The organism is Candidatus Laterigemmans baculatus (assembly GCF_010367455.1).
Taxonomy (GTDB): Bacteria; Planctomycetota; Planctomycetia; order Pirellulales; family Pirellulaceae; genus Laterigemmans; species Laterigemmans baculatus.
The window spans coordinates 18,642-39,540 of sequence record NZ_WRPR01000077.1 but is presented as its reverse complement, the minus strand read 5'-3'; the positions used below and the strand labels follow the sequence as shown (position 1 = coordinate 39,540).

The window sequence follows — 20,899 nt, the reverse complement described above, 5'->3', positions numbered from 1 at the left end:
CTGTTTCCGGAGCTTGAGAACATGCGCATGATTTGCACCCTCCTGATTGGCACCGCCCTGGCCCTCGGCAGCAGCTTCGCGCTGGCTGACGAGCATGCTCACGGCGAAGCGGGCACGCACGCTCACATGGAGATGCCGAAGCTTGGGATCGCGATCCTGGTTCCCACCGAAGGCAACAAGACCCGAGGCATGCTGCGGTTGTCCCAGATGGGCAAAGACCTCAAAATTACCGGCAAAATCCGCAACCTGACCCCCGGCGAACATGGTTTCCACATCCATGAGTTCGGCGACCTCCGCAGCAAGGACGGCACCGCCGCTGGCGGCCACTTCAACCCGACCGGCCACGAGCACGGTGCCCCGGGAGAGAAAAGCCACGTCGGCGACCTCGGCAACATCACCGCGAACGAGCAAGGCGTCGCCACGGTCAATATCGTCTCGAAGGATACGCCGCTCGGCCTCATCCTCGGCCGCGCTTTTGTCGTTCACGCAGGCAAAGACGACCTCAAAAGCCAGCCGTCGGGCGACGCCGGACCTCGCGTCGCAACGGGCGTGATCGGAGTCGGCAACCCCGAGTTCAGCGCCCAGCCGAAGAACTAAGCAGGCCTTTCGCCGATGCGGTCTGAACACTCGATCAGCCGCCAGGCGCTCGGCCGGACCATTTATCAGCCGCCGGGCGCTAGCCCCCGGTTTCCGATAACGCCGTGAAAACCGGACGCTAGCGCGTGGCGGCTGATGCGTCCGATCGAATGCCCGGCGGCTGATTCTCTGGCCCCATCTTTTCCTGACGTCATCTCGGGCGTCAGCGGATGCCGAGCCGCTTTTGGATCTCTTCGAGTGGCACTCCCTTGGTCTCCGGCATCACCGCCAGCACCCAAATCAGTTGGACGAACATCATCAGCGCGTAGAACGCGAAGATGTGCCCTCCGGACCACTCGGCGATCTTCGGAAACGTCCAGGAGATCAAAGCCGCCATCGCCCAGTGGGTAAAACTGCCGAGGGCCAATCCCCGGGCGCGAACGCGGTTGGGAAAGATCTCGCTGATGAACACCCAGATCACCGCACCCTGGCTGAAAGCGTGTGAGGCGATGAAAGCGATCAGACCGATCAGCACGATTCGGCTGCCTCCCTGCGCTTCTTCGGCCGCTGCGGCGAACGCGGCCCGGGCTTCCGCCTCAGCTTCCCGCGTTGCTCGTTCGAGCGGCACACCGTCCTGCGAGGCGGCCTCGCTCGGCGGCTCCGCGATTCGTTGCTCGACGTTCTCGAGAGCATCGGCCGCTTGCGTCGCGGCTTGGAACTCGGCTCCGTAGGCATAGAACGCCCCGGCGGTCGCGCCGAGGCTGAGGATGTAACCGAGCGATCCGATCAGCATCAGCCGCCGTCGTCCAAAGCTGTCGATGATCGCCATCGCAATCATCGTGAACAGCAAGTTCGTGCCGCCGACCGCGACCGCCTGCAGCAGCGCTTGGTCCGTCCCGGCCCCGGCCATCTTGAAAATCGCCGGGGCGTAGTACAGCACCGCATTGATTCCGGACAACTGGTTAAAGGCAGCAATCGCCACGGCCAGCAGAATCGGCTTGCGATAATTCCTTCCGAAGAAGGGCTCCTCGAGTTGGTGATGTTCCAGATCGATCGACTCGCGAATTTCCCTCAGTTCGCGTTCGACATCGTCGCGGCCAAGCCTCGCGAGCACCTCCCGAGCTTCGGAATCGTGGCCCTTCGTCATCAGCCAGCGGGGGCTACGGGGAACCAACCACAGCAGCACTCCAAAGGCGACCGCTGGCACCGTCTCGACGCCAAACATCCACCGCCATGCGGTCTCTCCGAAACCTGCTTGGGCGATGAGATAGTTTGAGAAAAAAGCCAATAAGATGCCGAGCACAATATTGAACTGCGTGACGGCCACCAACCGTCCCCGCAATCGCGCCGGCGAAATCTCCGCGATATACATTGGCGAAACGACCGACGCGGCTCCGACCCCGATCCCGCCGATGAATCGAAACAGCATGAACGAATACCATTCGGGAGCAAGTGCGCTGCCGATGGCTGACACCGTGAACAGAATCGCCGTGAGCGAGAGGATCGCGCGACGGCCCCAAGCATCGGCCGGTCGCCCCACCGAGATCGAACCCAGAATCGTCCCCACCAGCGCCGTGGCGACCGTGAATCCCAGGGCGCCGCTGGACAGTTCGAACTGGACTTCCAGAGCCTCGGTCGTGCCCGAGATCACCGCCGTGTCGAAGCCGAACAGCAACCCACCGAGCGCCGCCACCAGGGTGCTCAGAAAAAGCAGCCCACTGCTGGAGGAGTGGCGATCGGAAGCCGCCGGAGTCGCGCTCATCGAGGTAGCACTCATGTTTCTCTCCCGTCAGGCACGTCGGAGTTTTGCCATTTTGAGCCGTAGGCGCTAGCCTCGGGCCCCTGAGCCGTAGGCGCTAGCCTCGAGCCCCTGAGCCGTAGGCGCTAGCCTCGGGCCCCTGAGCCGTAGGCGCTAGCCTCGGGCCCCTGAGCCGTAGGCGCTAGCCTCGGGCCCCTGAGCCGTAGGCGCTAGCCTCGGGCGCATCGGGGCCCCCTTTTCCTTAAACCCGACTGCGAGGCAGATCGGGAAGCAGCGCGCAGCGGACTTCGCGGGCGCAGTACTTGCCGCCCCGCACCGCCCCTTCCTGGCTGCCAAAGAATTCTTGCTGCGTCCAATCGCCAGCCAAAAACAAGTTGGGCACGGGTGTCCGCTGCTGAGGACGAGCCGACATGGCACCGGGAAGGGGCCGCACCAAATGCTGGCGATGTTTGAGAACGACCGACTTGGTCACCACAGCATCGGCCACGACTTGGTTGACGCTGCCGATCGACTCCACCACCATTCGCACCAGCGCATCATCCTCCAGATCCAACAACTCATCGGCTGGGGAGACGATCACCGAGATTCGACTTCCCCGAGCGACGGGATACGTGTGCGGCGACTGCTCTTGATAGACCGGCGCGTGCGTCCGAGCGACCAGATAAAAGCCGGGGCCACCGGTAACCGCTCGGTCAAACCAAATCTGCACGGAGATCGCCGGAGCGACTGGAAGATTGGCGATCTCCGCAAAGAACGTCTGCTCGCGGAGTGCGGATGGCATCAGCGGTGCAAAGATCCAGGGGGGGACCGCCACCACATACGCGTCCGCCTCGACGCGCTCGCCATGGTCGAGCTCAAAACCCTCGACACGTCCGCCAGCGGCATCGCAATGAATCGCGCGGAGGGGGGTCCCGGTGCGAATCGTGGCGCCTCGGTCGGTAAGATAGCGGCCCAGCGGCGCAAAGATCAGATCGTCGCGAGCCCCCTCATAGCCGCCCAGGCGGATGTTGCGGATCCCATAGATCGCGTTGTGTGCCCAGCCGAGAAAGTCGTAGGCGGAAAACTGATCCGGATCGGTAAATTGCAAGCCGCGGCAGAGCGGGCGGAGCACCCGCTGCATTACATCTTCCCGCCCACCCGCTTTCCGCCACCACTCGGTAACGGTCAAGCCATCATAATTTTTCTGGATCGCTTCCAAACTGGCAAACGCCGGCGCGGCCAACGGAACGATCGATAATTTATCGAGGATACCTAGATAATCATTCTGGCTGAGCGCGCGGAACAGTGTTTTGAGGGGAGCATGGATGGGGTTCAGACCATACGTTGCATGGTGGCCATCGCGGTCCTGATAGTGGACGTCATCCATCCAAAACAAGATATCATCGGCGAACTGCCCAATCTCGTTCAACAGCGTCATGAATTCACTGTAGACGCCCAGAAAGATGTGCAGTCCCTGCTCGACCCATTCGCCATCCTGATCGCGATATGTCGACGCGCGGCCTCCCAGAAAAGGCAAGCTCTCGACCACCGTGACCTGCAGACCGGCGTCGACCAAATATTTGGCACACGTCAAACCGGCCAATCCGCCGCCAGCAATCGCCACACGCCTCGCACCCTCTGCCGGCATCTTGATCGCCATGGATGAGTTCCTCGGTGAGTGGCCGTTGCTTTTCCTCAGCACCCTTGCGGGTACAGCACCGTAGCAAACCTGTCGCGCCAATCAACTCTCTTCGCTGCAGCAAAAACTCGCTCCGCGAAAGTTGTGCGGCCCATAGTCGCCTTTCGCTCCGCGAAAGTTGCGCAGGACTTCGTCGCCTTTCGCTCCGCAAAAGTTGCGCGGCCCATAGTCGCCTTTCGCTCCGCGAAAGTTGTGCGGCAACGCTACTTTCGCGGAGCGAAAGGCGACTATGGAGCTTTCTGACAGCGCCTAATACTCCTCCGGTGGCGAGACATCGAGCATCACGACCGATTGCTCGCTCCTGAGTAGATGGCAGGCCAGCATCGTGCCGTCGGGGGAGAACTCGAGTTGGCTGATCTCGGCGGCGAGGTTCTCCAGTTCGCAAACCAACCGCCCACTCTCCACGTCCCATACCAGCACGGTGCCGCTGCGGTCGCCGCTGACCACCGAGCGTCCGTCGGGAGAAAAAGTCACCGCCGTCACTTCGTCGCGGTGGCTCGAGAGGAGGTGCAGTTCGCAGTTGGTTTGGAGATCCCAGATCTTGACCAGCCGATCCTGGCTGCAGGAAGCGAGTCGCTGGCCGTCGGGGCTGACCGCGAGCGCTTCGATCGTACTATGGTGCCCCCGCAGCCGCGCCACTTCCCGTTGGTCGGCCACATTCCAGATCAGCACATCGTCGAGCGAATCGACGGCCACCTCCGTCCCATTGCGGAGAAAGACGGCATCGTGACACTGCGCAGCGGGAATCGCGGTGGCCTTGCCCGTGGCGGTATCGAACAACCACAGGACATCGCTCACCCAATCGGTGGCTGCCAGGGTTGAATCGTCAGGTGAGACGGCCTGGGGCTCGATGGAAGTCTCGCACCCATCGACGTGCCAACGGGTGACGAATTTGCGATTCCGCAAGTCCCAAACCTCCACCGTTCCCGGACCATTGCCGAAGTACAAGCAGGAATTGCCGGGCGAGATTGCGACGCTCTCCCGCGACTGGTCGTGGACGTCGACCACCGTCTCCAGGTTTTCTGAGTGGGGATTCCAGAAGGCGAGGCTTCCGAACTGGGCGCGAACGAAGTAGCGGCTGTCGGGAGTGAACGCGCCGCCGCCACTGACCTGCTGTCCCGGCGGAGTCGGTAAGATCCGCTGCGGCTGCGAGTCGAGGTTCCAGAGGTGAACTTTTCCATCGCGGCCGGCCGACAGCAGCCGCGGTTCTTGGGGAGCGAATTCGAGCGCGTAGACGCGTCCAGCATGGGCTTGCCAGATCCGCGTCGGGCGAGCCGAGCGAATCGGCGACTTCTCTTTGAGGGCGGCGATTCCAAGCGTCTCAAGATCCCACAATCGAATCGCCCCGTTCCAGTCGCCCGTGGCCAGCCAGCGGCCATCGGGCGAGAATGCGACGCTCCGCACCGAATCGAGATGCTCGCCTACAAAAACCTCCCGCCGCAGCCCTTTGCGTGGAGTTCGCTTCGAGGAGAGATCCCAGACTCGAACTGTCTTGTCGATGCTGCCGGTGGCGACGAAGCGATCATCGGGCGAAAAAGCGACCGAGGTGAGACGTTCTTGATGCCCCCGCAGCAGGTGCTTGTCGGATTGGGCTGGTAGGTTCCAGATCATCAGGGTGTTGCCATCGGGGCCGCCCGCCGAGGCCATCAGTTGACCGTCACTCGAGACGGCCAGCGCATGAATCGCTTGCCGTCGGTTGGGGATCGGGGGAGCGTCGCTCTTCAATTCGCCTCGGGGGCGGCCATCGGACGCATCCCAGAGCCGCACGACCGGTTCCGGACCGCACGAGATCAGCCCCCGGCCATCGCGCGTGAAGGCGACCTCGGACGCCTGCCCTTGGGTGTGGGCCACCCGCGTCCATTCGGTGCTGGCGGTGGCAAGATCGCAGACGCGGATCGTGCCATCAAAATGGCTCGCTGCGAGCCGCTGTCCATCGGGGGAGAAGGCGATGCTGCTGACCTCCTCCACCGCCAGCGTGACCGCCTGACGCGGCGGAACGAAGTCTCCGTAGGCCCCGAAATCGGCCGACGCGTCGAGCGTCGCGATGCCCTCCTCGTCGCTCGCCAACGCCAGTCGGCTCCCGTCGGGGGAAAAAGACGCGTCATAGACGGCCGACTCGCGGGAAGCCAGCTCGCGATGCTCGAGCATCCCTCGCCGCCAGAGGTAATTCCACTCGAACCCGCGGCGGCTCGCCGAATCCGCTGCCGAGCGGTGGGCCGCGAGCAGACCGACGTACTGCTGCAGATCGCCCTTCTCCCAGGCGAGCGAGGCGAGCTTCAAGTCCGCCACGTAGAGCAGCCGTTCGATCCGCGCGGCGTGCCGCTCGGTCTCCCGTTGGAGATCCTGGGCTTCGAACAGCAGTCGCTGCTTCTCTTTCGCCGCGCGTCGTGCCGCTTCGCCATTGGCCACCGCTCGCGCCCGCTCCCGCTCGATCACCGAGAGGCTGGCGGCCAACAGCATGCAGAGAGCCACGAGCATGCCGAGCGCCACCGGCACGAGCGTCCGGTGCCGCCGCATCCACTTGGCTCCCCGATCGACCAGCGTCGGACGGCGAGCGTGGATCGGCTCGTCGGCGACGAACCGCCGCAAATCGTCGGCGAACGCCTGGGCCGATGGATACCGCGCCTGTGGTTCCTTGGCGATGGCCTTGAGGACCACCGTCTCCAAGTCCCGCGGGACCTGCGGATCGACCGAGCGCAGCGGCGGCGGATCGACTTCCACCACCTGCCGCAGCATCGCCGCCCGGTCGGTGCCCGGAAACGCGGGCCGGAGCGCGAGCAGTTCGTAGAGCGAGATTCCGAGCGAGTACACGTCGCTCCGCGCGTCGACTTCCGCCCGCTTGCCCTGGGCTTGCTCGGGGCTCATGTAGCGGAGCGTGCCGAGCACGTCGCCGGTCATCGTCATCCCCGCATCCGCTTCGAGCTGGGCCAACCCAAAATCGGTCACCCAAACCTTTCCCTCTTGGTCGAGCAGTAGGTTGGCCGGTTTGATGTCGCGATGCACCACGCCCAGGCTGTGGGCATGCTCGAGAGCCTCGGCCACATCGGCCCCCCAGCGGGCGGCCATGACATAGCGGTGTCGACCCCGCCGCGCACGCTCGGTCGAGCCGCTCGCCCAGATGGCCGATTCGGCGCTGCGGGTGCCGCCATTCTCCCGAGCCGCCTGCGGAGCGACAGCGGTATCGGCTGCCGGAAGATCGACCGCCGTACGGTCCGACTTGGCCAGCTCGGCTGCGGGCAATTCGATTACTGCGGGCAATTCGGCTTCGCGAATGCCACTGCCGAGGCCGGCTCCCGCAGCCCGCTTGGCAGCCGAAGCCGCCCCGGCACCGGTGGGGGACTCGGCCCTGGCGGGGGCCTCGGCACTGGCGGGGGTCTCGGCCCTGGCGGGAGCAGGGGGACGGTCGAGCCCCGCCTCGCTCCGCAACGTGGCGACGAGCTCGGCCAGCGACTGTCCCTCGATGAACTGCATGGCGTAATAGTGCACGCCCCGCTCGCAGCCGATCGAAAAGACCGGCACGATGTGCGGATGGACCAGCGTGGCCGCGGCGCGGGCTTCGTTTTTGAACCGCAGCAATTGGCGGCCATCGAGCACGCTGGCCATCGGGAGGATCTTCAGCGCCACGTGTCGGCCGAGCGACAACTGCTCCGCTTCGTAGACCACTCCCATGCCACCGCGGCCCACCTCGCGGATGATCCGGAATTCGCCCACCATCCCGGCTTGCGGCGGGTGCCCCGTTTGCGGCGGATGCGGGGAGGAGAAGGGGGAGCCGCCGGGAGCCGCGTCCGCTGCCAGCTCCACTCCCGCGTGCAACTCTACTTCCGGGGGCAGCGTGAACTCACCGGCCGAGGAACTGGCCCCCTCGGACGCTGTCGTTGCCGGATCGTCATACGCCTGTTCGTGCTTCACCGGTCGCTCGACTCGGTCGGAAAAATAGTCGCCTTTCGCTCCGCGAAAGTAGCGCAGAACAACGCAGCTTTCGCGGAGCGAAAGGCGACTATCCGGATAATGCCTCAGCCGCCGGGCGCTAGCCCCCGGTTCCCGAAAACGGGGTTAAAAACCGGACGCTAGGGCGTGGCGGCTGATTTCGTTTTTGCAGTACCCAGTATACCGGTTTGAAGCGAGCCGGTTAGAAGCGGACCGGTTAGAAGCGATATTCGGCGCGGGCGACGAAGCCGTCAAAGGTCAGGTTGTCGCTCATGTCCCGCAGGTCGTCGTTGCGGACCCGGTGGATCCACTCGTCGGTCTTCACCGCGCCGAACCAATTGCTGATCGTGTACCCGGCCGAGAGCCGCCAGCTCGGCGAGCATTGCCAACCGGCTCCGACCTCCAGATCGAGGACCGAGAGGATCCGCCCGGCGTCCCAGGAAGTGCTGACCCGGACCGGATCGACGTTGCTCGAGTGCAGATAGTCAGCCTGGAACTCGCCCGCCAGGAAGCTTACCCCGGTCTTGCCGTAGCAGAACAATCCGTGGCGGCCATGGTGCTCCAGGTCCGCTCCCAGCCGCAGCCCGAGACCATTGAACTCGACGTCCGAGGTCACCGTCTCGGTCAACCCGGCTCCGCTGTATTCGACCGCCAATTCTTGATCGAGTCGCCCGTAGCGAGCCCCGATCGAGAGATTCGCGGCGGTGCAGTGATTCGAGAGGACCAGGAACCGGTAGGCGAGGTCGGCGGTCTGAAAATCGATCTCGGACTCACCGCCCGCTTCGAGCACATTAGCCGCCGCGTTGAGCTCGTTGGGATGGACCAGCAGCTTCACCAAGGAGCGGGCCGGGTCAACCGCGACGCGATCGCTCGAGTCGCTAAAGAAACCGGTGTAAGCAAAGCTGAGGCTTCGTGATTCATCCAGAGCACGGGTGATGCCCGCCTTGAAGCCGAGGTCGAATTCGCCATCGAGCAGCCCCACCGCTCCCTCCGGGACGTTGCCGTTGACCGGCAATGCATAGGCGACCTCGGTGTCGCGGGCACGGAGCAAGAGCAGCTCGCCGAACAGCCCGCTGCGGTGCGCCCAGGGAGGTTCCGGACAGCACTCGGCGATGGCCGGCAATCGGCTCCCGGCGACGTGCCCCACGGGCTGAAGCACCCCGCCATCGACCGCGAGCTCGGGATCGCCGCTCAGATCGATCCAAGCCGGGATGGGCGCCACGCCGGTTTCCGAAACCGGACCCGTCTCCGCAGCTCCCGCCGCTCCGCAAGCCAATACGAGCCAACTCGCCAAATATCCAAAGCGCCAACGCATCGCCATCGCCCACATCCTTGTGGTTCGCAGTCCATCCGGTGAGATCCTGCTTCTTGCTATCGGTCCCCCCAGGTGGTTCAGGCGAAAACTTGTCGCCCCAGCCCGTTAACCCGCACCTTCGGAACAACGCGCATCGTTCGCGTGCGGCACGAGACCGGGTGTCAAATCAGCCGCCACGCGCTAGCGTCCGGTTCCCCCAGCGCTTTTCGAGAACCGGGGGCTAGCGCCCGGCGGCTGATGAATCACCCGCGGCTAGCGCCGTCGGCTCAACCTATCGCTGGCCTCGTGGGTGGGGGGCTCAGGCAAGCCACTTGTGCCCCCCAGTCCGCATTACTAGCGTAATCACTCCGGCTTAACATCTTTGATCGACCACCGAGTCCACACGGAGCGCAGCGATGGCAGACCGCAAGCCTTGGGTTCGGGGCAAGCGCAAGGGGCATTTGCATCCTCGCCGTCCTCGTCTGAACTTTCCCGTTCGCGGCGAGCAGTTGGAAGACCGGCGGATGCTTGCGGCGGTCGTCACGGCCGCTTCGGCCGGTGCGTTCGCCGCTTTGGCCGACTACCTCGACACCTTTGTCGACGTCAGCCAAATCCTGCCTCCCACGGCGCAGCAACGGCTCGGCTCGGATCTGGGAACCGGCGAGACGCTGACCTACCAGGCCTATGCCGGCGAGAGCAACCAGGTCTCCATCTCGCAGCAGTTCGGCGATCTGTTCTACGTGGTCAACGAAGGCAACTCCGAGCTGCCGGTGATTCCGGTTCCCTTGGCGTTCAATCCGACCGTCCTCAACGACCTCGGCGTCGGCTTCTCGTTCGTGGTCGAAGTCACGATCGACATCGGCGACGTGATCAACCTCCCCGGCGCCACGGCGATCGTTCCCAACGCGACGTCGATCCTGGAAATGATCCCCGGGATCGGCGGCCCCGATGGGATCTTGGCCGAAATGGCAAACATCTACGGCGAAGGGCTCACCTTCGGGCTCGGCGAAATCGTCAGTTTCCTCGGTGAAGGAGTGAGCTTCCTGCAGGACGCCGTCAACACCGCGATCGGCCCGATCGTCTCGGTCGTCGGCGACGTGGTCCACGCGGCCTGCGAGGCGATCGATGCGATTCCGTTCGTCGATCCCGACTGCGACGACGTCACCGATTTCAGCGAGACGCTGCTGACGAGCCTCGCCGACAATCTGAACCCGCTCCCCGAAGTTCCCACGGCGCTGTTGAACCTCGGCACCGCTCTGCTCGAGGGATTGACCAGCACCTTCACGACCGAGAGCGTCGTCGTCTCGACGCTCGACGGACCCGACAACATCGACCTCCACACCCTCCGCGGAGTCGACCAGCTCGTCTTTGCCGGCAGCCAAGACGACGTCATTTTTGCTGGGGGCGGTGACGCCGACATCAAGCTCTACGGCGAAGAGGGGCGCGACACGTTCGTTCTGAATCTGGTCGTCGACGTCCCCCGCTACCACGTCGACGGCGGCGATGGCAACGACATCCTCTCGATCCTGGGAACCGAGGGGAACGACACGATCCGCCTGATCAGCTCCGGTGGAAAGCTGCAAAAAGTCGTCCTCGAAGCGCCCAATCCGCGGAGCGGTCAGACTGCCAGCGAAGTCCAGCGAGTTACGCTCCCCTCTGGGGTCAGCGGTGGTAATTTCGTGCTCGGCTACAACGGCGAGTCGACCGCGGCGATCGCGAGCACCGCCGGCGGAAGCGACGTGCAAGCGGCGCTGCTAGCGCTGCCTGGGCTGTCGAGCGGCGACGTCAGCGTCTCCGGCGGAATCGGCGGCCCCTACACGGTGACCTTCGGCGGCTCGCTGGCCAACCGCGACATCGGTTTGCTCACGGCCGACGGCTCGGGGCTCGTCGTGACCGGTGGCCCGATGACCGCTTCGACCATTCGCGAAGCCGACCCTACCCAGGGAACCAACGAGGAGCAGACGATCGCGCTGCCCGCGTTGACCGACGGAGGCACCTTCACGCTCTCGTTCAATGGCAGCGGGCCGAGCGAGCCCCTTCCCTTCGATGCCACCTCCAGCGAAGTCCTGCAGGCTCTGGCCGATCTGTCGACCGTGCCGGCTGGCAGCATCGACGTCACAGGCCCGGCCGGCGGCCCTTGGACGGTCGAATTCCAGGGCTCGCTCGGAGCGACCGACCAGCCCGCGATCGTGGCCAACGGCGCCGCCCTGACGTCCTCGATCGCCGCCAGCGTCGCGCAGACCCAAACCGCCGTCGGCGCGACCAACGAGATTCAGCGGATTTCGGTTCCCGCCGCGGCGACCGGCGGCACGTTCCGGTTGTCCTTCAACGGCGACACCACTGCTCCGATTCCGGGCAACGCCACGGTCTCCCAGGTGCAAGCCGCCCTGCACGCGCTCTCCTCGATCGGCAATCCCGGCAACGTCGTCGTCACCGGCAGCACCGGTGGGCCCTGGGACGTGGAGTTCACCAACGAACTCCGCGGCCGCAATCAACCGGCGATCACGACGGTCAACACCGACCTCCGCGGCGGCGTGAGCGTGCTCGCGGCCGAACTCGTCGCGGGCAACGGAACCAATGAAGTCCACTCGCTCAGCACCAATGGAGCGACCGCCGGAACCTTCAGGCTCACGTTCGACAACGGCACTTTCGCTCGCAGCACGGGCGAGCTCCCCTACGACGCGACGCCGGGCGAAATCGAAGCGGCACTCGAAGCGCTGACCTCGGTCGGAGCGGGCAACGTTCGCGTCAGCGGGCCGGTCGGCGGACCCTGGCAGATCGAATACGTCGCCGACTACGCCGCGGCCGACCAAGTCCTGATCCAGATGGATGGGACGAACCTCGACACCGGCTTCGTGACGTTCTCCGCATCCTCGGCCCAAACCACCACCGGCGGTGGCGGCAGTGACGAAGTCCAAACCGTCACGATCACTCCCAGCGGCGGAAGCACGACCGGTGGAACGTTCACGCTCCAAATCGACAGCCCCCAGACCGGCGCGGTCACCACCGCAGCGATCCCCTTCGACGCCGATGGCGCAGCGGTCGAAGCGGCCCTCGCCGCGGCCGGTCTCACGGAGGTCAGCGTCACCGGACCGGCGCAAGGCCCCTATACGATCACATTCGTGGGCGGGCTCACCGACACCAACATCGGCGGCTTATTGACCGCCGACACCAGCGGCCTCTCGGGCAATTCGGCCGAGGTCCAAGATGCCGTTGCCGGAGACAATGAAGTCCAGCAGCTCACGCCCTCGGTCACGACCACCGGCGGCAACTTCACCCTCGCGTTCCAGGGAGCCACGACGCCTCCCTTGCCCCACAACGCGACGGCGGCCCAAGTCGCCGCGGCTCTCGAAGCGCTTCCCTCGATCGGCGCCGGGAACGTCATCGTCAGCGGCTCGGCGGGCGGCGCGTGGACGGTCGAGTTCACCGGAGCGCTCTCGAAAACCGCGGTTGCCGAGCTGATCCTCGCGGACGCGACGAACCTGGCCGGTGCCCTGAGCGTCGCCGTGGTCGATGACTTCCAGGCCGCTCTGGCGGGGACCAACGAGAAACAATCGATCAGCTTCTCCCCCGATCCCAGCTCGGGCACTTTCACGCTCCGCTACAACGGGGCGACCACCGCTCCGCTCGACCATCAGGCGACCGCCCTGGCCGTCCAAAACGCACTTCGCGCCCTGCCCACGATCGGCGCCGGGAACGTCGTCGTCACCGGTCCAGACGGGGGACCGTGGTCGGTCGAATTCGTCGAAGCCCTGCGGGCGGAGAATCGACCTTCGATCACCGTCGACACTTCGGCGATGGTCCGCTCGGGGCTGACAGTGGCTGTCACCGACAATGCGACGCAGGCCCGCGGGACCAACGAACTCCAGCGCATCGCATTGCCGTTCGGCGTTACCAGCGGCGACTTCACGCTCACGTTCAATGGCGAGACGACCACGGCGATCGACTTTGCCGCGTCCCGCTCCGAGGTGGAAGATGCCCTTGAGGCCCTCACCTCGATCGGCTCGGGAAACGTCAAAGTCCACGGCCCGCAGAAAGGTCCCTGGACGATCGAGTTCACCGGCGCGCTCGCCGAAACCGACCAGCCGCTGATCCAACCCGATGGAACGAATCTGGTCGTCGATGGCGGCCCCGTGGTGGTCGAGGAAACGACCAAAGGCAACGACGGGGCGGCGAACGTCGTAATCGGTACGACGACTTTCCAGGAACTGATCAGCGTCGAGCAGATCCAGATCGCCGCCGGCGGTGGCGACGACACGATCATCATCGAAGGCGACACCGGCGTCCCGCAAATTCTGGTCGATTCGGGCGACGGCACCGACGTCCTGGAACTCGTCTCCGACGCCAGCTCGCCCACGTTCGTGGCTCCGATTTTCCCCGATGGCACGCAGGCGACGATCGAGATGGATGGCCAGAGCGTCCAGTTCGCTGGCGTCGAAGGGGGAGTCATCTTTGACGCCGCGGGGCGAGCCGGTGAGGTGACGGTCAGCGGCACCGATGAGGCGAACGATATCCGCTTCCAGGGAACTGGCAGCGGCGCCGCCACGTTTGCCAACGACGGGCAAGTCACGATTGCCCTGCGGAATTTTGCGGCGGCCAGCGGCGTCACGATCGCGGGACATCAAGGCGACGACACGATCTCGGTCGCTCCCAATGGAGTATCCGAGTTCGCGCAGTTCACGATCACCGGGGGTGGGCCAGCCGGTGCGAACTCGGTCCGTTTCGAAGGGACGCCCGACGTCGCGGGCTCCGGCGGCGTCGACGACTTCACTTACACGCCGAGCGCCGCGGCGGCCGAAGATGGTCGGGCAACGTACAACCTCGGCGGCGGTACTGTGGTGACGCTCGACTTCTCCGGTTTCAGCGGCGTCGAGTTCGTCGGCCTCGGCGGGACCGACTCGCTGACCGTTCACGAACCGCTCGCCGGCTCCCGCGATACGGTTCTGTTCAATCCGCGAGTCGGCAACAACGGCTCCTTCCAGTTCATCTCCCAGCCGGGTGGGCCGACGACGGCGCTCGTCTACTCGACCGTCGACTACCACAGCATCGAGCTCCGCGATTTCAACACCGGTACGGGCGTCGATACCTTCAGCCTCTCGAGCGACGATCTGCCGGGCGTCAACAGCACCGCTTCGGTCAGCGGCGGAACCGCGGGTGTGACGACCGCCGCTTTTGGGGACCAATCGACAACGTTTACGCACGACGTCGATCCCGACAACCCCGACATCCTGACCTTCGAAATCGGCACCGCCAACGACCTGGTCAGCGTCACGCCCGGTCGCGGGATCACGCTCGTGATCAACACCGCGCTCGGCGACGATCGCTTGCAGTACCTCGCAGCGGATGGCGACATCACGCTCGACACGGTCAGCGCGACGATCTCACAGCCGGGGCTCGGCGACGTCCAGTTCACCAACGCCGAAACGGTCGAGCTCCTCGGCAGCGGCATCGGGGGACTGAGCGTGCTCGGGGCGGCTCTGGAGAATCGCTACCGCTACACGCCCCTCGCGGCCCAGGGAGGCCGGTTCCGCTCCGACCAATCCGACGCCGATTTCGTGTTCGCTCAAATCGGCGGCAACTTCTCGCTCGGCGGCGGCAGCTCCGCCCGCGACAGCGTCCTGGTCGAAGGCTCTTCGGGGCCCGACCGAATGTTCGTCGACGGCCCCAGCCGCACGGTCCACACCAGCGACGCGTCCGGCACGCTGCTCAAACCGGTCCAGCTCCACGGCTCGATCGAAAGCGTCTCGCTCGATTCGGGCGATGGCGACGACCTGCTCCGCGTGCTCCCGGCAAGCGATCTGTTCGTGCAGGTCGATGGCAGTGCTCCGAACGCCAGCGATCGACTGCTGGTCGAAGACGCGGGAGTCGGCGACCTGGTGCTGCACCGCGAGGCGGCCGATGGTCGCAGCGGTTCGGTGACCGTCGGCGGCTTGCTGCCCATCGACTACGCGAACGTCGAACGCGTCGACATCCTCCCGCTCGATCCGGTCACCGGCGGCACCGGCAGCGACGGTCTGGGGCGGCTGGTCGTGTTCGATGCCGACCCGTTCGAGCACAACGAAAGCCTCCCGAACCGCAGCGACTACCCTGCCCTGTTTGAGATCCCGACCAACCCCAACATCGACCCTGGAATCGCCACAGGCGTGTTCCCTGGCGGCCCCAATCTGCCGGGCCCCGAGCTGCCGGGTGATGAAGACTGGTACCGCTTCGACGCGACGACCACTGCCACGCTCCGCTTCGAGCTGCTCTTCGAAGCGATTGGGACGCTCGCGAACGGCAACCCCGGCTTGCCCGGCGATGGGCAGTTGCAGATTGAAGTTTATGATCCCAGCCACAACCGGATCGCCAAGATCGTGGGCGAAGGGGCTGCGACGCACACGGTCGGCGTCGAAGGAGGCCAGAGCTATTCGTTGCGCGTCCGTGGGCTGACGCCGCAAGCGATCAACAGCTACGACATCCGCGTCGTGAGCCTCGACGAGATCGGGCCACAGGTGACCGATCTGTTCATCACCGACGACGTGCTCACGGCCGCCGACGAATCGGCTTACAATCTGTTCGACGTCAAACCGGCCCAAGGTCCGACGCCGCTGGTCCACAGCCTGACGATCCAGATCCGCGACCTCAGCGAGCGTTTTCCCGGCTTCCTCTATGGAGCGCTCGACGCACCGATCGCCGCGGCGGTGGGCCAGTATCAGCTGGTCGGGGACCACAATGGGATCGTCGCCATCGACTCGATCGAAGTCGTCAACGATCCGGTCGTGGTGGGCGAGCATGCGACCGCCACGATCCGGCTCCACTTCGCCAAGCCGCTTCCGGACGACCGCTTTACGTTGACCGTCCGCGACAACCTGGTCGACCCGGTGGGAAATCGCTTGGACGGCGAAAGCAACGCCAGCGAGCCGCAGGACAACCCGGCGCTGCCGTCGGGCGACTCGGTTTCGCAGGGCGATTTTGTCGCTCGCTTTACCGTCGACAGTCGGGCCGAGTTTGGTACGTGGGCGGCCGGCAGCGCCTACATCGACACCAACGGCAACTTCCTGTTCGATCCCGAGGCCCAGTTCAGCGACGATACGAACGAAGACATTGTCTATAAACTCGGCTTCCAGACCGACAACTTGTTCGCTGGCAACTTTGTGACCGACCCGTCGGCCGCCGCCGATGGTTTTGACAAGCTGGCCACCTACGGCAAGTACGCGGGCGTCTTTCGCTGGTTGATCGACACCAATAACAACGGCGTGCCCGATCTGGTGGTCGCCGACGGAGCGGGGATCAACGGGCGGCCGTTCGCAGGCAACTTCGATGGCGATGCGGCCAACGGCGACGAAGTGGGGCTGAAGGATGGCAACCGCTGGTATCTCGACACCGACCATGACTTCCGCGTCGACACGACCTTCAGCGGCGATCTGGTCGGGCTGCCAGTGGTCGGCGATTTTGATGGCGACGGAATCGACGACCTCGGGGCCTGGGCCGACGACCTGTTTTCGCTCGACCTGAGCAGCGACGGGATCGATGGCTTGCTCGACGCCCAGTTCCGGTTTGGCTTCCCCGGGGTTCGCGAAATCCCCTTCGCCGCCGACTTCGATGGCGACGGCGTCGACGATTTAGGGCTCTGGAATCCCGATGCGACTGGCCTCGCCCCGGGCGAGCACGGAGAGTGGTATGTGCTGATGAGCCAAACCGCTCCCATCACCGATCGCATCACGCCAGCGGTGGACGGGACGAGCGGCAATGTGATCCACTTCACGCCCGAGCCGTTCGGCCCCGACCTGTACGCTAGCTTCGGCGATGCGTTTGGCTTGCCCGTGGTCGGCAACTTCGATCCGCCCGTCGTTCCGGGAGCGGGCACCGCGGTCGAGCCCGTTTCGGTCGTCGGCCTCCGCATGACGAATCTGGCCAATCGGTACGACGTCAACGAAAGCGGCCAGGTCACCCCGCTCGACGCGTTGCAAGTCGTCAATCACTTGAATCGCGGCGGCGGCGGAGCGCTGGCGGCCGGCCTCGGCATCGAAGCCGGCGGTATCCAGCGGACGCTCGGCGCGATGCTCGACGTCAACGGCGATGGAAACGTCTCGCCGCTCGACGCGCTGCAGGTGATCAACTATCTAAATCGAGGCAGTGGCGGGGCCAGCGGCGAAGGCGAAAGCCATGCTGCGGCGCCGCTGCCCGAATTCGAGAGCGATTGGTTCGCTGGCGAGCTCGCCCGAGCCGGCGACGAGCTGGCGATTCTCCAGGCCTCCCCGCGGCCAAGCCAAGCGAAGGAGGTTGAAGCCGTCTTCGCCCACTGGCCCAGCCCGCTGCGGCCTTGGAGCGGACAGTTCGAGGACGACGAGGAACCGCAAGGCGACGCCGACAACGCGGCTCCCTGGGACGCCCCGCTCGAATCACGCGTCTGAACGAGGAAGACTAGCTGGACAGCGCCACTTTCTCACGCTGAATTGCCATAAAGTCAGCAGTGCCCAGCAGTTGGCTATCAAGTCGTTTAACGGCGAGCCGTCCCGCTCCGAACCAATCCAAAGTGGCGCTGTCCAGCTAGGCTCTGTCAGAAAACCCTGAGCCGACGGCGCTAGCCGCGGGTGCTGCAGCAGAAATCCCAGGGCTGCGACGCCCGAGGCTAGCGCCTACGGCTCAAAGGATCGAAAACTCCATTTCACCAACACCCTCCCCCCGGGAGGGTCGCGAGGAACGAGCGGGGAGGGTGCAGACGGGTCATGAGAGGCCCGAGGAGGAAACGGGTGCTGCCCTGAGCTCACAACGCCTCGCCACGCCCGCTGCGGCTGTTGCGTCCGATCAGCAGATAGATGATCGCGCCGATAAACCCGGTGAATACGAACACCAGCACCCACACGATCCTCATAGTGCTGTCGAGCGCCGGGTTTTGAATTGCGGAGACGAGGGCCCACACCCACAGGACCAAGGCGAGGATCCCGAGGATCAGCCACAGAAAAAACAAACCTCCGACCCACAACCCGCCTGCGTCGTTTTGGGCCAAGAAGAGTAAGTCGCGCATGTCGCTGGGCCTTATTGAAGGACGGTAACGGAACCAAGCGCCGACCGCGGCGCCGCGAGCCCCCACCCCGACAATCCAAGCCGACCGTCGCATTGTAAGCCCCCGGGGAGGCCCCCGCAGGGCGGATGTCCCCTCAGCGGTCGGCCCGCGATGCCGTCCGCAAGACGTCCGCGTCCTCAGTCGTCGCGACCGGTCTGCCCAAACCGAGCGGGACCGCTGGGCCGCTATGATAGTGACCCGCGCAGCGTCGGTGCTGCGTCCGGACCTCTGTTCATTCGTCGCGGTCGACTGATCATGCAACCCTCTACAGCCCCTGGGACGCCGGCGCGAATCAAGACAACGCATCTGGTCGTGCTGGCAGCGGCGAGCCTGTCGATGGCGCTCGGCGTGGGGTGCTTAGGGTTCGCCATCCAGTGGTTTTCCCAGAGCTCTTCGGTTTACTCGCACGGCGACACGACCGCTCTGGTTCTGCAGGTAAGCAGCAGTGTGCTGGGGCTGTCCGCTGCGATGGCGGGCGCGGCCCCCGCGGTGTTGGCCGAAGGGCACCGCTTGTTTCGGTGCCTACTGGTTAGTGCACACCTCCTGATCGCTTGGTTCATTCAGGTGGTGGGCTACTTCGACATTCTCCAGTTCGGTGCAGAGTTTATTGCGGCGCTTTGCGTCTCCAGCCTCGTGGGCCATCTGGGCGTCTTCGCCGGTCTCGCCGTCGGGATTTTAGTGTTCGCCGCCATGTGGGGTTGGCGACTGACGCTTCGCGAAGGCGAAACAAACCGTCCCACCTTCAGCCTGCGTGGCATCCTGATCGCCACGGCAGTCGCAGCCCTGTTGTTCGCCTCGCCGCGGATTGTCACGCCCCCGGTGACTGAAGCCGTCAACAGGATTTACGACTATTTCGATTTGCACTCGGAGCCATCGGCAACCGTGATCTCGGGGGAGGCGGATCCCGCGAGTGGCCCCTTGTTCGGTTTGGTGTTCGGGCTGGTCCTGGCGAGCACGCTTGCATCCGCGATTTCGGTGCGCCGGAGTCGCTGGGGATGGGTGGGGTTGAGCACAGGGGCGATCGCCGTTGGAACCTTCGCGTTCGCCGTCGGATCAATGGCTGGAAGCCCAGCTCCCCCGCCGGGATTCGCAATCGTGCTCGCTGCGGCACTTTTCTTCGGCTCGCTTCAGGCCACGCTGCAAACTCGCCTATGGGAAGCGTTCGGTTGGCGGCTAGTGCGAATTCGTCGTGGCCCGATGGGGTGAATCGCCGGAGCCTGCCTTCGCATTCTGAGAAGTGTCGACGATCACTCACGACCCGTTGCCAAGCTCCACAGCGGGGCGGCAGCGGTTCTCGGAATTCGCTCCGTTCAGTCAAATCGCGGCAGCTTACAGGAGAAGGTCCACGACGGCACGTCCAGGCCAATTGCAAAGCGTAGTATTTCGCTGACAGCAGTTTTCTCACCAATCGCTTCCAGGTCCTCTGCCCCCAAGTAGATGAATGGAAGGGGCGGTTCCGCCTCACAGCTTCACGGTAAATATCGTTTTCTGACGCCATGCAATTAACCTGCAGCCACGGATTGCATGATTGGACGAGACGGCCAGAAAGCGGCTGACATGCCAGCCGGTGGGATCGATGCTGTCGGTGCGGAGGCCCTCATCCTCGATCGTCACGATCGGTTCGACCACTTGACCCCCGCGCGAATTACCAGCGAGTCAAAATGGCGACGATTTCTCCGACGTCGCTGGTCTCCGCTTCAGTATCGTCGCTCGGCGCGTTCTCGTCCGAGTAGGCGTAGCCAATCAACCCGTTCGCCCGCACTTCGACGTCCAGTTCGCGCGTATCGTGCTCCCATTCCCAGGAAAGGGCGACGAATCCTGAGGGCGAGGCCGCGATGCGGGGACGTGAGATCCCGGTGAAGCTGCTGAGAGCGACCAGTATCTCCTTGGCGTAATCGATCGACGCATCGGCGATCGGCAAAGCCCCATAACTGTTCCAGTTCGCCGGCAGCTCCCGGAGCCTATCGAGGTGGTCCAGGCACTCGTAGCGCCACGGGGCGGGCTCGCGCCGGGCCAGCGTCACCATCAGCCCCTCGTCGCCACCTTCGTACGCTTGCGTCCGAGCGGTTCTTTCCTGGTGAAAGGCCAATGCCGAGTCGTCCAGCACGTTACTCATTGCATCTGCTCCCAGCGATTTGTGCGGGCGTCGTTGGTGGTCAAGCTCTCGAAACCCTTTACGGCCCAGCGATGAGCGGCGTTGAGGCTGGTTTCCACTTCGACGCCGTCGCGGTGGATCACCCGGCCCGTCAGCTTCATCACGATGTAATCGCCTTTCGGATCCAGGGCGACGGCGGTTTCCACCTAGAGCCGCCCTGCCTCGCCCGGCATATCGTAGACCTGATTGACGGTGAGAACGGTCTCGACAACCGGCGGGTCATTGAACGAAAGAGAGCGTTCCTGAGTCATCGAGTTCCCGTGAGCATTCGGAGCAACCGGCGTTTCACAGTAACTGCCTCCACTCTTGCCGGTTAACGTGGCCGACGCCACCGTCTCTCACCTCTTCGTCACCACCGGCCCCCCGGATCGGATGAATCGCTGGGAATCAGAGCCTCCAGCCCCCGTCGCTGGCGGACTGTGCCGGCTAGACCAACGGTGGCGGCGACGGCTCGCTTCAGCCGA

General features: G+C 64.6%; 11 protein-coding genes. 3 read left to right on the top strand and 8 right to left on the bottom strand.

Translation table 11 applies throughout. The features are described from left to right. Positions 1-27 precede the first annotated feature (27 nt). Positions 28-597, top strand: a complete 570-nt coding sequence (locus tag GNK13_RS15210; RefSeq protein WP_164103414.1) for a superoxide dismutase family protein — start codon at positions 28-30, stop codon at positions 595-597. 202 nt (positions 598-799) lie between these two features. On the opposite strand, the gene GNK13_RS15205 is transcribed toward GNK13_RS15210, so the two are convergent. The 4 genes from GNK13_RS15205 to GNK13_RS15190 all read right to left on the bottom strand — a co-directional run bounded on the left by GNK13_RS15205 (position 800) and on the right by GNK13_RS15190 (position 9,261). Then, positions 800-2,353 (bottom strand): sugar porter family MFS transporter, encoded by a 1,554-nt coding sequence (locus tag GNK13_RS15205; RefSeq protein WP_235935200.1) that lies wholly within the window; start codon positions 2,351-2,353, stop codon positions 800-802. 223 nt (positions 2,354-2,576) lie between these two features. After that, positions 2,577-3,974: a hydroxysqualene dehydroxylase gene (locus tag GNK13_RS15200; protein ID WP_164103413.1), complete on the bottom strand. Its 1,398-nt coding sequence runs from the start codon at positions 3,972-3,974 to the stop codon at positions 2,577-2,579. Between the two features lie 288 nt (positions 3,975-4,262). After that, positions 4,263-7,922 (bottom strand): protein kinase domain-containing protein, encoded by a 3,660-nt coding sequence (locus tag GNK13_RS22105; RefSeq protein ID WP_164103412.1) that lies wholly within the window; start codon positions 7,920-7,922, stop codon positions 4,263-4,265. Between the two features lie 235 nt (positions 7,923-8,157). Beyond that, positions 8,158-9,261, bottom strand: a complete 1,104-nt coding sequence (locus GNK13_RS15190) for an Lpg1974 family pore-forming outer membrane protein (RefSeq protein WP_164103411.1) — start codon at positions 9,259-9,261, stop codon at positions 8,158-8,160. Positions 9,262-9,650: 389 nt separating this feature from the next. Here GNK13_RS15190 and GNK13_RS15185 point away from each other — a divergent pair, with 389 nt between their 5' ends. Beyond that, entirely contained in the window at positions 9,651-17,627 is a 7,977-nt protein-coding gene (locus tag GNK13_RS15185) for a dockerin type I domain-containing protein (RefSeq protein WP_164103410.1), read from the top strand. A gap of 353 nt (positions 17,628-17,980) precedes the next feature. On the opposite strand, the gene GNK13_RS15180 is transcribed toward GNK13_RS15185, so the two are convergent. Continuing rightward, the gene (locus GNK13_RS15180; RefSeq protein WP_164103409.1) at positions 17,981-18,241 is read right to left on the bottom strand and encodes a PLDc N-terminal domain-containing protein; all 261 of its coding nucleotides are present in this window, start codon (positions 18,239-18,241) and stop codon (positions 17,981-17,983) included. Positions 18,242-18,535: 294 nt separating this feature from the next. Here GNK13_RS15180 and GNK13_RS15175 point away from each other — a divergent pair, with 294 nt between their 5' ends. Then, positions 18,536-19,486 (top strand): hypothetical protein, encoded by a 951-nt coding sequence (locus GNK13_RS15175; protein WP_164103408.1) that lies wholly within the window; start codon positions 18,536-18,538, stop codon positions 19,484-19,486. A 255-nt stretch (positions 19,487-19,741) separates the two neighbouring features. Here the strand turns inward: GNK13_RS15175 and GNK13_RS15170 are convergent, their stop codons facing one another. Genes GNK13_RS15170 through GNK13_RS15160 form a run of 3 tightly spaced genes read right to left on the bottom strand, consistent with a single transcriptional unit; the run spans position 19,742 to position 20,581 of the window. Next, the gene (locus GNK13_RS15170; protein WP_164103407.1) at positions 19,742-19,894 is read right to left on the bottom strand and encodes a hypothetical protein; all 153 of its coding nucleotides are present in this window, start codon (positions 19,892-19,894) and stop codon (positions 19,742-19,744) included. A gap of 31 nt (positions 19,895-19,925) precedes the next feature. Next, entirely contained in the window at positions 19,926-20,396 is a 471-nt protein-coding gene (locus GNK13_RS15165; RefSeq protein WP_164103406.1) for a hypothetical protein, read from the bottom strand. After that, complete coding sequence (locus GNK13_RS15160; RefSeq protein ID WP_164103405.1) at positions 20,393-20,581, bottom strand: hypothetical protein; 189 nt, start codon at positions 20,579-20,581, stop codon at positions 20,393-20,395. Before GNK13_RS15160 ends, GNK13_RS15165 begins: the two co-directional genes overlap by 4 nt. Positions 20,582-20,899: the final 318 nt, after the last annotated feature.

Coding starts and splice junctions, on each gene's coding strand:
- GNK13_RS15180 (WP_164103409.1), bottom strand. CDS start 18,241: ATGCGCGACTTACTCTTCTTGGCCCAAAACGACGCAGGCGGGTTGTGG.
- GNK13_RS15190 (WP_164103411.1), bottom strand. CDS start 9,261: ATGGCGATGCGTTGGCGCTTTGGATATTTGGCGAGTTGGCTCGTATTG.
- GNK13_RS15175 (WP_164103408.1), top strand. CDS start 18,536: ATGCAACCCTCTACAGCCCCTGGGACGCCGGCGCGAATCAAGACAACG.
- GNK13_RS15200 (WP_164103413.1), bottom strand. CDS start 3,974: ATGGCGATCAAGATGCCGGCAGAGGGTGCGAGGCGTGTGGCGATTGCT.
- GNK13_RS15205 (WP_235935200.1), bottom strand. CDS start 2,353: ATGAGTGCTACCTCGATGAGCGCGACTCCGGCGGCTTCCGATCGCCAC.
- GNK13_RS15185 (WP_164103410.1), top strand. CDS start 9,651: ATGGCAGACCGCAAGCCTTGGGTTCGGGGCAAGCGCAAGGGGCATTTG.
- GNK13_RS15210 (WP_164103414.1), top strand. CDS start 28: ATGATTTGCACCCTCCTGATTGGCACCGCCCTGGCCCTCGGCAGCAGC.
- GNK13_RS15165 (WP_164103406.1), bottom strand. CDS start 20,396: ATGAGTAACGTGCTGGACGACTCGGCATTGGCCTTTCACCAGGAAAGA.